Raw genomic sequence first — 14,888 nt, 5'->3', positions numbered from 1 at the left:
GGTCACAAATTCCCCCAGTCACTCACTCCCATCCCCAATGACCGGATTCTTCACTAACTACGGTTTTCTGATCGTCTCCATGCTGTTTGGAGCCATGCTGGCTTTATCGCTGTATTTACCGCTGATGGCCGGTCAGCTTTCCCTGGCCAGTCCGGGTTTCTACGCTCTGGGGGGATATATCGCCGCCATTCTCTCCACCCAGGTCTTTCCCGCTACAGGGGCCATCTATCCCTTGCACCTACTGCTGCTGGAAATGGGGATTGCCGGGATCATCTCCGGGGGATTGGGCTTGCTGGTTGGGGTACTGGTACTCCGTCTGCGGGGCATTTATCTGGCGATCGCCACGATCGCCTTTGTCGAAATTCTGCGCGTCCTCTCCCTCAACCTGGAAATGCAAGATCCGGTGCGGCTATTGTTCTTTGATTTCAAGATTTCCACCGGTGGCGCAGTGGGTATTTTTGGGATCCCCCAACCCTTTACCACCCCGATCGAATACCTGTGGATTGCAGTTCCCATGCTGGCGATCAGCATGGCCCTGATTTATCGCCTGGAGAAGATTCGGGCAGGGCGGGCCTTAATTGCTATTCGGGAAGATGAACTGGCTGCTGATGCCATGGGTATTAATACCACCGCTTACAAAGTGATGGCCTTCACCCTGGGAGCGGTTTTAGCTGGCATGGTTGGGGCAGTTAGTGCCCACTTCCTCAATACCTGGAATGCCCGCCAGGGAACCTTTGAAGCCAGTATTGACTACCTGGCGTCAGTCCTGATTGGCGGCTCCCGGATTTATCTGGGGCCTGTACTGGGCGGTATGGTGTTTCGGGCCTTACCGGAAGTGCTGCGAATTACTGCTGACATTCGCCTGATCGTCTTCGGCTTGTTGATTGTCCTGGGTACGCTCTTTTTTCCCCAGGGATTGGTTACGCCTGGGTTACTACAACGATTACAGTGGCGTCGAAAATGATCCCCATGGTTTCTCCCCTGCCTGCCCCTGCTCCAATCATGGAAGCGATCGGGCTGACTCGTCGTTTTGGTGGACTGGTTGCCGTTAACGAAGTGTCTTTCCAGGTCAATCCCCACGAAATCTTTGGGTTGATCGGTCCCAACGGAGCCGGTAAAACCACCCTGTTCAACCTGATTACGGGCCTGATCCAGCCCAGTAGCGGGCGTTTGCTCTACCAGGGAAAAATGATGACCCGACTTCGGCCTTACCAGATTGCTTCCCAGGGAATTGCCCGCACGTTTCAGAACATTCGGCTGTTTGGGGATCTGTCGGCCCTAGAAAATGTCATGATTGCCCAGCAGATCCATGCTCGTAGTAATGTCCTGCAGGGGGTTTTGGGTTTGCCCGGAGCCAGACGGGAGGAACGCCAGATCAAACAGAAATCCCTGTCTCTGCTGGAGTTGGTGGGATTGAGCGATCGACAGGACGAAAAAGCCCGCAATTTCCCCTACGGGGATCAGCGGCGGCTGGAAATTGCCCGCGCCCTGGCCCTGGAACCGCAGGTTCTGTTGCTGGATGAGCCTGCTGCTGGCATGAACCCGAATGAAAAGCACCAGTTGAGCCAGTTCATTCGCCAGCTTCGGGATCAGTTCAACCTGACCGTGATCTTGATTGAACACCATGTACCCCTGGTGATGGGTCTGTGCGATCGGATCGCCGTTCTGGACTTCGGCCAACTGATTGCCCTGGGGCAACCTGAAGCCGTCCGCACCGACCCGGCTGTGATTGACGCCTACCTGGGGGGGGAATAATGGGAATTGAAGCAGCACCAGCGCCTCTGCTGGAATTGAAGGGCTTGAGTGTTAACTATGGTGGCATTCAGGCTCTGCAGGATATTCATCTAACGGTTAACAGGGGCGAAGTTGTGACCCTGGTGGGGGCCAACGGAGCCGGAAAGAGCACCACCCTGCGGGCTATTTCCCGCCTGATTCCCCTGGGAAAGGGTGAGATCTACTATACCGATCGCAGCATTGTGCGCCGTCGGCCCGATGAAGTCGTCGGCCTGGGCATCGCCCATTGCCCCGAAGGACGGCGAGTGCTGGCGGGCCTGACGATTCTGGACAACCTGGAGTTAGGGGCTTATGTTAGATCGGATACCGCCGGGATCAAGGCAGACCTCGATCGCCAGTTCCAGCTCTTTCCCCGGTTAGCCGAGCGGCGACTGCAACTGGCCGGGACTCTGAGCGGTGGAGAGCAGCAGATGCTGGCGATTGCCCGCGCCCTGATGAGTCGGCCCAAACTCCTGCTGCTGGACGAGCCCAGCCTGGGTCTGGCTCCCGCGATCGTCCGGGAGATTTTCTCGATCATCCAGAACCTGCGCCAGACAGGGGTCACGATTCTACTGGTGGAACAGAATGCTACCCTGGCCCTGCAGCATGCCGATCGGGGCTATGTGCTGGAAGCTGGGCAGATTACCCTGAGCGGCAATGCGGCTACTCTGGTAGATGATGCACGGGTCAGGCAGGCTTACCTGGGATGACGTGGTTTCAGGTCTAATGGAAATCGGGATAACCCCTGCCATTAACCCTGTTTGGAGTAGTCAACCATCTATTTCAGCAATGCGAGGCGCAGTTGCAGCGATATGCAACGATCGCAGCCTAATGCTTGGTCAAGGCAATTGTTAGGGGTGGGGGTTTTACCCCCAAACCCCTATGGGGCAAAATTTATTGTTTGCAACACTAGAGCTTACGGCTTTTTCAGGCTGCGATCGCGGCTCAGGAGCACGACGCCGACCGTCACGATCGCCACGCCCATCAGTTGGCCTCCCTTCAGAGTCTCCTGAATTGCTCCCCAGGCCAACACCACCGTAAACGCGGGATTAGCCGTGCCAATCATGGCGGCAGTCGTAGCCCCAATCAACCGAATGCCAATATTAGTCAGTACATGTCCGGCAAAGGTGACGATCGCGGAGCAGAGACCCCCAATCCAGAGGGCAACCCAGGGCAGGGTTTCCTGACTCTGTCCAAAGGGCAGACATAAGCAGGAGAGAACCAGGGTGGTGGCAAAACTTACCCAGGTGTAAGGCACGGGATGCAAGTCTGTGAAGCTTTTTTGAGCGACCACGGTATAGAAGGCATAGGCGACACCAGAGGCGATTCCGGTTGTCACCCCGATCCAGTTATACCCAGGAGCCACGGCACTGGGATGGGGCATCGTCAGGGCACTGCCCAGCAGCACAATCCCCATCACCCCCCACTGTAAGCGGGTGGGCCGATCGCCAAACCAGCCCCAGGAGAAGAGGGCTGTAAATACGGGATAGGTGAAAAACAGGGTCATGGCGATCCCCGTGGGAATCATTCCCACGGATAGGTACAGCAGGGCCAGGTAGAGAAACATGAGTCCGCCACCGGCGATCGACTGCAACAGGATTCCCCGTTGTGGGGGCTGAGCTAAGGAAGCCAGTTCTTTCCATGTGGGAGGATAGAACCTGGATGCCAGAATCGACATCAAGGGAACGACCAGCAGCATCCGCATGGCCAGGAGCAGGAAGGAGTGGGGCAAGGTTGGAGTGACAAATCCACCCAGGGGAAACAGCCCCAGGAAGGCATGCTCGGTAAAAAGCACCCGTACAATCACGTTCTGGAAGCAGAAAAAGAAAGATGCCAATAGAACAATAAAAAAGCCAAGCACGATCAGGCGGTATGATGGGGACTGCCTGATCTTAGAGGATGCCTGATCCTATTGCTTGGTGCCCATCAGCCAGCTACCCAGAACTGTGCAGGGTAGGGTGAGAACCAGAGTTGCCAGACTATACCAGTCAGGCATCCAGCCCCAGGAGAGCAGGAGCAGAGCAGAAGTCACCAGTCCCAGGACTGTGCTGTTGAGCAGTTTGGCTTTGGGAGCCAGAAAGGCCACTGTGATTCCACCTGCTACCGTTAGCCCCAGGCCAAACAACAGGGCAACGATCGGCAGTAACAGGGTTGAGACAAAAAAGCTCTGGAAATCTTCTGATGAACCGCCAGCCCATCGAAACAGGAGACTGGCAACCAGGCGGCTGAGCAGACCAACGATCGGGGCTCCCCCAAGTGCCACCAGCAATCCCAGTAAAACTGCCCTGGGTTTTAGGAGAGAAAAACTGCTCATGGGTGAATCTTCCCATCCGGCATCGTGGCCCCAGTTAATTTTGCGTCTGCCAGATTTGCCGAACTCAACTCGGTTCTGAGCAAAACAGCCTGGGTTAAATTGGCCCCAGTCAGATCGGCTCTGGCCAGATAGGCATCCACCAGGCTGGCATCCACCAGGTTTGCCTCACGCAGACTGGCGCGACTCAGATCAGCTCGGGTTAAGTTAGCCCGTAATAAAGTTACCCCGTTTAAGCGGGCCCGCCCCAGTTTGGCATCGGTTAAATTGGCTTCGGTCAGATCCGCCTGATTCAGCCGACTATTGCTCAAAATACTGCGACCAAGCTTGGCTCGCAGCAGGTTGGCATGCTCCAGATTACTGTCCGTCAGATTGGCATCGGTCAGAAATACATCCACCATGCTGGCATGGGACAGGTTGGCCTCACTCAGGTTGGTGTCCCGCAGAATGGCTTCTTGCAGATTGGCTCCCCGCAGGTCAGCCCGGCTCAGATCGGCCCCGGTCAGATTCACACCCCGTAAATCGGCATAGCGCAGATCAGCCCCACGCAGGTTGGCCCCATCGTAAACCCGGCTCTCCACTCGCAGGTTAGCGCCCCGTAGACAGGCACCCCGCAGACTGGCTCCACTCAGGTTAGCGCCCCGTAGATCAACATCCACCAAGTTAGCATCCAGCAAGGTAGCCAGGGTAATATCCACCCCTCGCAGATCCGCTCCTTGCAGGGTGGCCCCATGCAAATCTGCCCCGCTCAGGGTGGCCCCGCTCAGGGTGGCCTGATTCAGATTAGCGCCACTCAGTTTGGAACCCGTCAGGTCGGCTCGACTTAAATTGACCCGGCTCAGGTAAGTCAGAGTCAAATTAGCGCCTCGTAAATCCGCTTTGCTGAAGTCACTGCCAATCAGATCGGCCCCTTTCAGGTTGACGCTGTTCAGGTTGGCACCACTAAAATCTGTCTCTCCAGTTGCATACCGTTGCAGAAGTTCATCAGCATCCATGGGATTTATCTCATTTAACCGGCCAGAGTTTCAGCCTTTGAGGCTTCCGGTTCTTCTGGAGCAGGGTCGTTTGCTTTTGAAGGAGCAAAAAACTGACAGGTGGCATCATTATCCTCAAATGAGATTGTTTGAGCTGGGTGCGATAGGGGATTGAATTCATTGCGCACGATCGTTTGCTCATCCAACTCAGACCCCGAGGCTGTTTCTAAACAACCGCCAGACCGGTAGATGGACCTCAGAGCCTGCAGAATTGAATTGGCAGATTGAAAACATAAATCAGGGTCTTCCATCTGGCGGGCTGTTGTGTAGAGCTTGGTCTCAACTTCAGTTTGAGTGGGATAGGTCTGGATCAGGGTTTTCAGTAATGCATCCAGGGGGTGCAGTCTGAGAGACAGCAGGTTGATTTCACTGGCTGTGAAATCGTCGTGGAGGACCGAGAAGATTAACATCTTGGCCCGCAGAGGATTGGTGTAACGCATCAAATCGGCTCGGATGTCAAACCAGTTGGGCGTGATCTTGGCACTGGGGGATGGTTTCTGGTCTGGCTCAGGTGGGGCTGTGACAAGGTTCTGGGCTGACTCTGCTGGCCCGATCGCCACTGTTTGCTCTGTAGGCTCAGCCCCTCCCGTTGGGGGCGGCATGGGTTGGGATGGAGTGCTGGTTGGGGTGGGAGATGGCAGGGATTCTCCAGGAGACTCCTGGGCAATGGGTTCAGGAACCGGCGCAGTTAAATGAGTGGGTGGAACATATAACGGTTGGGTGGTCTGACTGATCATGCTCGCCAGGACCCGGTACTCCATTTGTTTATTGAGTGTTTTGACCACCGCGTCTAGCTTAACCTGCAGGTGGTCCTGGGTGGGGGCAATTTCCAGCAGCTCCGGTAACAGGTCCACCAGCTTCAGGATTCTGAGTTTAACAGGATCGCTTTCCCAAATATCGCGGCAAACACATAGAATCAATTTTTTAATCCGCTCCAGATTGGGGTTCTGTTCTAACTTCTGGGCCACTTCAGTTAGAAGGTCCAGCGAGATCTGGGGCCGATCGGGATACAGGGGCTCAAAATTATCCAGGATAATCCTGGCCACCAGCTCATATTCTGCCCGTTTACTCAAGTTCTGGATCACCCGGTACAGCCCCAATTTGAGCGCTACGGTGGTGGGGGCGATCGCATGCAATTCCCGTACCATGCTGCGCAAATCAATCTGATTCAGCTTATGGGTATCGTTTTCCCAGGTGTTTTGACAGACACAAAGCATCAGTTTGCGAATTCGTAGGGAGTGCTCATGCTCTGCCAGATTTTTGGCTGCCCGATCGTAAGGATCAACCTGAGGCGTGAATACAGTCACAGTACTGGCTGGAGGGGAGGGCGAGTCCGTTTGGGCCTGGGCATTATCCCACGTCTCTTCCGCTCCCTGAGCAGAAACACGGTAGATGGGAATTTCCTCCTGAATATTTTTCAGCTTACGGGGACCTATATAGGTCATCTTCGCGCTGATACCCGTTTTAACCACGTCATAGACCGTTTGGGAAATACAGATGCCCCCCGCTTCCGCTTGGGACTGCAGCCGTGCTGCGATGTTGACTCCAGTGCCCATGACATCTGACTCGCTGATAAAGACATCTCCGAGATGGATGCCAATGCGATGTTGTAAGGCTTTATCCGGGGGAAGTAGGCTGGCTGCTTCTGTAATTTCCTTCTGGATTTCCAGCGCACAGGTGACTGCATTCAACGCACTGGAAAAACACATGAGCAGCCCATCGCCGGTTGATTTGAGAACGCGCCCATCATAGCGCTGACAGAGTTCCCGCATTACATCCAGATCCTGGCTGATGCGATCTAAGGTCCCCTCTTCATCCTGGGACATCCGAGCACTGAAGTTGACCCCGTCCGTAAAAACAACAGCAGCCAGGGTACGTTGTCCTCTCAAGCCTGACGTCGAAACTGAGTCTTCCATAGGGAACCACCGACGAGGGTCGCTACAATGCTAGGTTGATTACGTACAGGATTACACGTCAATAATACGGAACTGGGGATCAAGGAGCAGAAGCATTTCTGGCAGGTTTAATGAGGGGACCAGGATTGAGACTATCCCGTAATCCATCTCCAAGGAGATTAAAGGCTACCACCATCAGTGTAATCATCAGACCTGGAAAGAGGGTAGTCCAAGGGGCTGAAAGTGCATATCCCCCTTTAAAGGCATCCGCTAACATTGTTCCCAATTCCGGTGTGGGAGGTCGTATCCCTAACCCCAAAAATCCCAAACCTGCGGCTTCCAGGGTGGCCATACTGATGGATAGGGTAGCCTGTACGATCAGAGGTGCCAGCACAGCTGGCAGAATATGCTGTTGCAGAATGTATGGGGGAGATGCGCCAATAGCCTGTACAGCCTGGATAAATTCCTGCTCTCGTAGAGAGAGTACCATACTGCGGGTCAACCGGATATAGATGGGGATCTGGATTATGCCCACCGCCAGGATGACGCTCTGCAAGGAGGGGCCTGTGACTGTCACAATGGCGATCGCCAGCAGAATTGAAGGAAACGCCAGCAGGATATCCGTCAGCCAGCCGATCGTCAGCTCCAGCATGCCCCGAAAGTATCCTGCCACTAGCCCCAGGAGCAGACCGATCAGCAGCCCCAGACTGACTGCGGTTAGACTAACCCCGAGGGAAGTCCCAATACCGTGCCAGATGGCCGTCAACACATCTCTCCCTAAACCATCGGTGCCCAGAGGGTGTTCCAGGCTGGGGGATTGGAGACGGTTCAGGTAGCCCTGTTCTACAGCAGGATTATAGGGTCGCAACAACGGAGCGACTAGGGCCAGAATCAGTAGTCCCAAGGTCATGGTGGAGCCCAGTCTGCTAGGGGCCGATCGCCAGAAGTTCCGCAGAGCCAGAGAAATAACAGGGGGCATGGGAGGCATGGCGAAGATTACTGCTGTTGAATTCGGGGATCAATCCAGGCATAGGTCAGATCAACGGCGATGTTAATCATGACAAAGGTGGTGGAAACAATCACCACCCCATTCAACACCACGGGATAATCCCTGGCCAGAATCCCGTCATATAACCAGGAGCCAATGCCGGGCCAGGCGAAAATGGTCTCTGTAAGAATGGCTCCTCCCAGTAGAGTGCCAAACTGGAGGCCAATCACAGTTACGATCGGCAACAGGGCATTTTTCAAACCATGCCGGAGGATCACCAGGACTTCTGGCAGACCCTTGGCCCTGGCAGTGCTGATATAGGTCTGGGATAGGGTATCCAGCAGGGCTGTGCGGGTCATACGGGCTAGCACCGCCAGGGGAACGGTTCCCAGGGTGAGGGCAGGCAGCACCAGGTGGGCCAGGGTATCGAGCAGGAGAGACAGATCACGCTTGAGCACTGCATCGACCAAATAAAAGCCGGTGATGGGTTGAAACCTCAGCCCCAGGTCTGTGCTGAGTCGCCCACTGGGAGGTAACCATTGCAGATAAATCGCAAACAAATAAATTAAAAGTAACCCCAGCCAGTAGACGGGGAAGGACGCCCCCAGCAGAGAGCCGACCAGGGTCAGGCGATCGGGCCAGCGATGCTGAAATACAGCCGCCAGAATGCCCATCGGAATGCCCAAACAGAGGGCTAGCAACAGGGTTACGATCGTCAGCTCAAAGGTGGCAGGCCAGCGACCTTTGAGGTCTTCGATCACAGGAATACCGCTAATCAAGCTATGGCCCAGATCCAAACGGAGCAGGCGACTGAGAAAGGTCAAGTACTGCAGCGATAGGGGTTGATCCAGCCCCAATTGTTGCCGAGTTGCAGCGATCTGATCGGGGGTGGCCCGCTCCCCCAGCATTGCTACCACTGGATCCCCAGGAATGAGATGGAGAAAGCAAAAAACCACCAGGGTAATGCCTAGCAGAACTGGGATCAGGCTCAGAAGACGGCGGAGAAAATAGGCCCACATGGATAAAAAAACTCAAGATTTCCGAATGGTCCAGAAGGGAAATTGTTGCGTCGGACTCACCCTGACTCCCTCCACCCTCTGCCGGGCAAACGCATACTCTTTATTTTGGAGCAGGGGAATGTAAGGCACATCTTTAACCAGGGCTTGCTGTAGTTCTGCCAGAATTTTGCGCCTTGCCTCAGGATCATGGGTCTGGCGCTGGGCGGTTACCTGCTTATTGACCTGCAGATTGTAGTAAAACGAGCCCTGGGATTGGCTTGCTCCGGACTGACAGCCCAGCTTCTCTGAGCCCCGGGCACAGTGAAGAAAGGGCTGAATATAGGTATCTACATCATAAAAATCGGGGTACCAGCTCAGTAAAAAAGAGGGATAAACACCCTGATCGAGATTTTGATTGGCAGTAGCAGAATCGACACTCTTGAGCTCCAACTGTAAGATCCCCCCCAGTTGCTCCTGTACCAGAGCCTTCAGGACTCCAGCAATGAGCCCTCTGACTGTAGAATTGGCCGGATACCAGACCTGCACCTTTAAAGGATGGGTAGCTGAATACCCAGCCTGGATCAAAAGTTTTTGAGCCAGTGCCGGGTTGTTCTCGCCAAACTGATCCTTAAAGACAGGTCGAGAGGCTGCAAAATTGTCAGGGATAAGACTATACAGGGGGGCTGCCTGCCCCTGAAAGACCCGATCGTTGATCAGGGGGCGGTTGACCACCGCTGCGATCGCCTGCCGGACCAGGGGATTGTCCAGTGGTTTCTGGCGCACATTCAGAGCCCAGAGGGTAACAGCGCTGCCCTGGGTTTCCACCACCTGCCAGCCTTCCCGCTTGGCATCTTGCTTGAGCTGCTGCACCTGTTCTGGTTCCAGGTTCTGGTAAGCCACGTCCACACCACCCGTGCGAAAGCTGTTGTACAGGTTTGCCGGACTGGAGAGCAGTTGGATATCAATGCCTCGATTTTGAGGTTTTTTGCCCCAGTAGCGATCGAACACCTCCAGGCGTAAAGAGTCCGGGCCATAGGCTGCTAGCCGATAGGGACCTGTCCCCACCAAGGTTTCTGGCTTAAATTTCCCGGTTCCCAGCTCGTAAACTTGAGGTGAAACCGCACAGGCTCCAAAAAAGGTGAGTAGGGAAGGAAAGGCTGCAAAGGGTTCCCGCAGACGAATTACCAGCTCATACTCCTCTGGAGCTTGGATACTGGCTATTTTTTCGGAAAATAGAAATGCGGGTTGCCCCCCATTTTGGATCAACCGATTCAGGGAAAATGCCATCGCTTTGGCATTGAAGGGGGTGCCATCGTGGAAGACAACGCCCTGTCGCAGGGGAATGGTGTAGGTCAACCCGTCAGGACTGACTCTGGGTAAGGCTGTGGCCAATTGAGGCTCCAGCTCTGTTGACTCTGAAGCATAGGTGTAGAGACGATCGCTGAGATTATTGAGCAGGATACCGGGAAAGATTTCGTAAGCATCGGCAGGATCGAGGGTCCGAATTCGAGAGGTTGTGCCGATCGCAATTCGACCCTCCCCAGATTTTAGCTCTGCGGAGGGAGAAGAAGTGGGGATCGGGCGAGTACTGCAACTGACAATCAGGCAGAGGCTGAGGCAGAATAAACTGAGTCTGGATAGAATTTGACGAAGCATGACCTTTACTGGACCATTCTGGGAATGGTGCCGAGCTGATTACTCTTAAAGCCCATCATCCTATCAGGCTGAGGTCTGGATCACAATCTCCACTAACCGATTGAACTGCTTCTCTCCCAGAAATCGCTTGAAGCTCTGCTGCGTTCTGCTTTTGGTATTCAGAACACTGAGAAATAGATACTTATCGGTAATCTCCTGGTGCCCATCCTGGACGGCATAATCCTGGGCTCGACACACATCTTCTCGGGATTCCCAGAGAAAATCGAAGAAGGGTTGTTCTGGCTTTTTACGGATTTCCCGATCGTAGGTTTCCAGCGAGTTCCAGACCTCTAGAGCCAGTCCTTTTCGAAGGGTCTCCAGAGAGCGATACGTGATACCCAGGGGATTATCCAGCAAAGCCAGAAATACATAAGGGGTACAAAAAGGAACATTGTTACGCCGACATCTGGTTTTCTGTTCGCTTAAAGCGGCCAGCAGTTCGGCAGCAATCACAGGCAGGGTTTGCTGACTTGTCCCGGTTGCAGACATGATCACATTTCCTCCGTTGTCTCACCCGTCGGATACACCCTTGACTGTCTGAGACTCTATTAGCGCGGAGTTTGTTGCAGATCAGGATGTTCTTCGGGAACGATCGCGCCCTCAACCGGGCAAACCTGCAAGCAAATTCCACAGTCAATACAAGTTGTAAAATCAATCCAGTACCAGCCCGTCCCCTTGGTATTTTTACCAGGACCTTCATGAATGCAGGCTACTGGACAAGCATCTACACAGTCAGCGACACCCTCACAAATATTTGTAACAATTGTATGCGGCACAGTGTTCTCTCTCGGATCAACTTACTGTTTCAATTGTAGAGACACTATCCGTATTAATCCAGACGATCTGGCCAATCCGCCTCTGGTAGGCATACTCCCGAATGGCTTCGGGGGTGGAATAGTTGCCCAGACTCATTTCTACCCGCACCTGTTGATCCCCATCCCGTAGCTGTTGGGCCTGGGCAAAAGCCGCCTCATAAACCTGAGGTGAGGCTGGAACGATCAGCCAGTCTATGGCCGGGGTTTTATAGGGAAGATGACCCTGGGGGAGCAGAACTTGGTAAATTTCTTCTGTGTTGAGAGCAAAACCGATGCCAGGGTAGGCTTGCCCCTGGGGATGGTACAGCCCCAGCAACTGATCGTATCGGCCCCCCTGACCCAGGATCCGTTGCCCGCTGGCGGCATCACTGACGATCTCAAAGACAATTCCCGTGTAGTAGTCGATCGTCTGGATCAGGCTCAGATCCAGGACCAACTGGGGGCCTACCACAGCACCACCGGATTGTTCAGCGAAGGAATCAGCCAACAAATCCACCAGAGCCTTCAAGTGATTTACAGCCTCCTGTTGAGGGCTATCCAGATCTAGGGTGGATAGCCGTTGTAAAACATCCCTTGGCTGCCCACGTAAATCCAGCAAGAACAAGGCCCGGTCTCGCAGGTCGGGAGAGAGGGGTAGGGTTTCCAGGGCCATCCGGTCCAGGTGGGCAATAGCCCAGCGCACCTTATCTCGCCAGGGTTCGGGGAAGACGGACAGGAGCGATCGGGTCAACCCGGCTTCCCCCAGAATCAGGTGCCAGCCTGGTCCAGATTCTGGAGACTGCTGATTTTGAGTCGCAAAACCCAGGCGTTGGACGCAGTCAATGATAAGGAGCAGAATTTCGGCATCTGCAATCAGTCCTCCCCCTCCCAGCAATTCCACCCCCGCCTGGTAGAATTCCTGTTGGTGATTGTGGCTGCCTCTTTGGGCTCGACGGAACACATTGGCGTTGTAACAAAGCCGCTGAGGAAAGGGGGCTTTGGCCAGACGAGTTACAGCCGTGCGGGCGATCGAGGCGGTTAATTCCGGTCTCAGCCCTAGGTCATCATCATCTGCATCTTGGACATCGATGACCGTATCCCGCTCAACTGCCCCCCCGGCCATCAGCGTATCCAGGCGTTCCAGGGTTGAGGTAATAATTCGGTGATACCCCCACTGGTGAAAGACCTGCTGCAGCCGATCTTCAATCCACTGTTTTTGCACAACATCAATGGGGAGCAGATCTCTGGCTCCGGCAGGCAACTGGTGAACCATTACTTCTTCTTACCACCACCGAATAAACCACCAAAGAAGCCACCGCCACCAGACTGATCGGATTTGGGTGGCGTTTTCTGGCCTGTTTTAGGTGTTGCTTTTGCACCAGTGCTCTTGCCGCCAGTTGAAGTTGCAGGTTTACCAGACAACTTCTCTAACTGCTTGATCCCTTTTTGGGCCATCTCATCTGCTGGATTAATCTGCAGAGCCTTATTGAAATGAATCTTGGCCATTGTCATTTGATTTTGTTTCAGGTAGACCGTCCCTAGCAAACTATGGCAGCGGGCATTATTGGGTTCTGCCTGCAGCGCATCCCGTAATTCCAGAACAGCCTTAGCCAGGTTATTGCCATTGAGGTATTCTTCGGCACGGCGATAAAACTGATCAATGATATTAACCCGAGCCGCCGGGGGAGTGTAGTTTGGAACGGTGCTACTTCGACCTGCATTCGTTGCCTGGGAAGGGGTGGCCGTTGTATTAGGTGTAGCGGATGAGGTTACAGTTTCATTCTTAGCTGTTTTACGCATCAGGTAAACCAGATTCAACTCACTCAGTTGACCCGTCACCTCAATAATTTGATCCAGGGTTTGGTACTGTTGTTCTGACAGTTGCTGGACATACTTCTTATAATTCTGATCGATCTCATTGGCGCGGGAGAGCTGCTGAGCCAGTTCGCTCGCCAGGGAGAGGGAATCCTGCTGTCTGGCTGCCTGCTGTCCTTTCAGGCGCAACATCACCGTGTACTCCGTCCGCTCTTTTTCCTGAGATAGTTTTTCATAAGCCGGGTTAACCAGCTTGGAAAGCATCTCAACGGCTCTCTGCTTTTCTACTTCACTACTGGCGGAAAAGCTGTCTGGGTGAAGACTACGGGCAATTTTAAGATATCGCTTACGGACTTCCTTCGCGTCCGCATCCACCGGCACGCCTAAAATTGCGTGGCAATCGATGAAATCTAAATTGAACAATCCTCGCTGAATCTGGAAAGACATGCTGCGTTCCGACTTCCCTATGATTGGGCTCCTTCTAGTGTACTCTGCAAAAAAGAAACTGCACCTCTGGTATGGGGAAGCAGTACCGTGAAAATGCGCGAACCTGTAATATACCTGAAAAATGTAGTCAGAGGATTTACGGTCACCCTCTAAAGGGGACGAACCTGCAACAGTTCAGAACTCAATTCAGTATGAATACGCCCGTTCGTGGCCAAGACTCGGCCAGAAGCCAGCACCACGGGACTGCTATCATAGGCGGATACCCGGCCTCCAGCCTCCTCTACCAGCACGACCCCAGCAGCGATATCCCAGATGGAAAGGCCCCGTTCCCAGTAACCGTCCAGACGACCACAGGCCACGTAAGCCAGGTCCATGGAGGCCGAGCCACTGCGCCGGACCCCCTGGGTCCGGTGGGTCAGGTGACAGAATTCAGCGTAATTGTTGTCAGAGGTTTCCCGCCGATCGTAGGCAAAGCCCGTCACCAGTAAACTCTGACTCAGGGTTTGTGCCTGAGAAACCCGAATCGCAGAGCGATTTCGAGTTGCCCCTAACCCTCGGGCAGCTCGAAACAACTCCTGGCGGAAAGGGTCGAAAACGACGCCAACCTGGGGAATGCCCTCAATCAACAACCCGATCGAAACCGCGAAGCAGGGGTACTGGTGGGCATAGTTGGTCGTTCCATCCAGGGGGTCGATCGCCCAGAGGTAGGCATCGGTTTGTTCCCCCGATCGGCCTGATTCCTCGGCCAGAATACCGTGGTGCGGAAAGTGACGTCGCAGCACCTCCAGGACTGCTACTTCCGAGGCTTTATCTGCCTCTGTAACCAGATCGCCTGGACGGCCTTTCTCCTGCACGTTTTCTAGCTTGCCCCAGTAATTTTGTAGAACTGTTCCACCAGAAAGAGCGGCCTCAGTCGCAATATCGAGAAATACCTGAAGCTGATCAGGAGGGGGAGAAGTCATAGTGCTGTTGATGAACGCCAGAATTTATTTTAGTCATTAGTTATGGGTCATTTGGCTACTGCCACCAGTCAGTCCGAATGATTAGGATCATGGTTTTGATAAAGCGGCTAATCAGAGTGCAGGGGCATTACCCTCAACCCCCCACTCAAACCAAATCTCTCTCCCTTAGTCGTCTT

The 14,888-nt window shown here is 54.0% G+C and carries 15 protein-coding genes; 3 read left to right on the top strand and 12 right to left on the bottom strand.

Annotated features, from left to right (window positions below):
• The first annotated feature begins 37 nt into the window (after positions 1 to 37).
• Genes BST81_RS20595 through BST81_RS20585 form a run of 3 tightly spaced genes read left to right on the top strand, consistent with a single transcriptional unit; the run spans position 38 to position 2,483 of the window.
• Positions 38 to 964, top strand: coding sequence for a branched-chain amino acid ABC transporter permease (locus BST81_RS20595; RefSeq protein ID WP_075600394.1), 927 nt, complete (start codon positions 38 to 40; stop codon positions 962 to 964).
• Between the two features lie 5 nt (positions 965 to 969).
• Positions 970 to 1,755 (top strand): ABC transporter ATP-binding protein, encoded by a 786-nt coding sequence (locus BST81_RS20590; protein WP_075600423.1) that lies wholly within the window; start codon positions 970 to 972, stop codon positions 1,753 to 1,755.
• The gene (locus BST81_RS20585) at positions 1,755 to 2,483 is read left to right on the top strand and encodes an ABC transporter ATP-binding protein (RefSeq protein ID WP_075600393.1); all 729 of its coding nucleotides are present in this window, start codon (positions 1,755 to 1,757) and stop codon (positions 2,481 to 2,483) included. The genes BST81_RS20590 and BST81_RS20585 overlap by 1 nt, the downstream gene beginning before the upstream one ends.
• A gap of 206 nt (positions 2,484 to 2,689) precedes the next feature.
• On the opposite strand, the gene BST81_RS20580 is transcribed toward BST81_RS20585, so the two are convergent.
• The 12 genes from BST81_RS20580 to BST81_RS20525 form a co-directional block, all read right to left on the bottom strand.
• Positions 2,690 to 3,634 (bottom strand): DMT family transporter, encoded by a 945-nt coding sequence (locus tag BST81_RS20580; RefSeq protein ID WP_075600392.1) that lies wholly within the window; start codon positions 3,632 to 3,634, stop codon positions 2,690 to 2,692.
• A 48-nt stretch (positions 3,635 to 3,682) separates the two neighbouring features.
• Positions 3,683 to 4,087 (bottom strand): hypothetical protein, encoded by a 405-nt coding sequence (locus BST81_RS20575; RefSeq protein ID WP_075600391.1) that lies wholly within the window; start codon positions 4,085 to 4,087, stop codon positions 3,683 to 3,685.
• Entirely contained in the window at positions 4,084 to 5,079 is a 996-nt protein-coding gene (locus tag BST81_RS20570; protein ID WP_075600390.1) for a pentapeptide repeat-containing protein, read from the bottom strand. The genes BST81_RS20575 and BST81_RS20570 overlap by 4 nt, the downstream gene beginning before the upstream one ends.
• A 14-nt stretch (positions 5,080 to 5,093) precedes the next feature.
• Positions 5,094 to 7,034 carry an adenylate/guanylate cyclase domain-containing protein gene (locus BST81_RS20565; RefSeq protein WP_083636979.1) on the bottom strand — a complete coding sequence of 647 codons (1,941 nt, stop codon included), beginning with the start codon at positions 7,032 to 7,034 and terminating at the stop codon, positions 5,094 to 5,096.
• 79 nt (positions 7,035 to 7,113) lie between these two features.
• Positions 7,114 to 7,992, bottom strand: coding sequence for an ABC transporter permease (locus tag BST81_RS20560; protein ID WP_083636982.1), 879 nt, complete (start codon positions 7,990 to 7,992; stop codon positions 7,114 to 7,116).
• 17 nt (positions 7,993 to 8,009) lie between these two features.
• Positions 8,010 to 9,020, bottom strand: a complete 1,011-nt coding sequence (locus BST81_RS20555) for an ABC transporter permease (RefSeq protein WP_075600387.1) — start codon at positions 9,018 to 9,020, stop codon at positions 8,010 to 8,012.
• 12 nt (positions 9,021 to 9,032) lie between these two features.
• On the bottom strand, positions 9,033 to 10,655 hold the full coding sequence (locus tag BST81_RS20550; RefSeq protein ID WP_075600386.1) for an ABC transporter substrate-binding protein: 1,623 nt from the start codon (positions 10,653 to 10,655) through the stop codon (positions 9,033 to 9,035).
• Positions 10,656 to 10,718: 63 nt separating this feature from the next.
• Positions 10,719 to 11,183, bottom strand: a complete 465-nt coding sequence (locus BST81_RS20545) for a Clp protease N-terminal domain-containing protein (RefSeq protein ID WP_075600385.1) — start codon at positions 11,181 to 11,183, stop codon at positions 10,719 to 10,721.
• 59 nt (positions 11,184 to 11,242) lie between these two features.
• Positions 11,243 to 11,470 carry a ferredoxin family protein gene (locus tag BST81_RS20540; RefSeq protein WP_075600384.1) on the bottom strand — a complete coding sequence of 76 codons (228 nt, stop codon included), beginning with the start codon at positions 11,468 to 11,470 and terminating at the stop codon, positions 11,243 to 11,245.
• A gap of 16 nt (positions 11,471 to 11,486) precedes the next feature.
• Positions 11,487 to 12,761 (bottom strand): ATP phosphoribosyltransferase regulatory subunit, encoded by a 1,275-nt coding sequence (locus tag BST81_RS20535; RefSeq protein ID WP_075600383.1) that lies wholly within the window; start codon positions 12,759 to 12,761, stop codon positions 11,487 to 11,489.
• Positions 12,761 to 13,750 (bottom strand): J domain-containing protein, encoded by a 990-nt coding sequence (locus BST81_RS20530; protein WP_075600382.1) that lies wholly within the window; start codon positions 13,748 to 13,750, stop codon positions 12,761 to 12,763. The genes BST81_RS20535 and BST81_RS20530 overlap by 1 nt, the downstream gene beginning before the upstream one ends.
• Positions 13,751 to 13,899: 149 nt before the next feature.
• Positions 13,900 to 14,712: an inositol monophosphatase family protein gene (locus BST81_RS20525; RefSeq protein ID WP_075600381.1), complete on the bottom strand. Its 813-nt coding sequence runs from the start codon at positions 14,710 to 14,712 to the stop codon at positions 13,900 to 13,902.
• Between the last annotated feature and the right edge of the window lie 176 nt (positions 14,713 to 14,888).

The organism is Leptolyngbya sp. 'hensonii', from assembly GCF_001939115.1.
Taxonomy (GTDB): domain Bacteria; phylum Cyanobacteriota; class Cyanobacteriia.
Note: the sequence above shows the minus strand (reverse complement) of the source record. Positions and strands in the feature narration are given on the sequence as shown.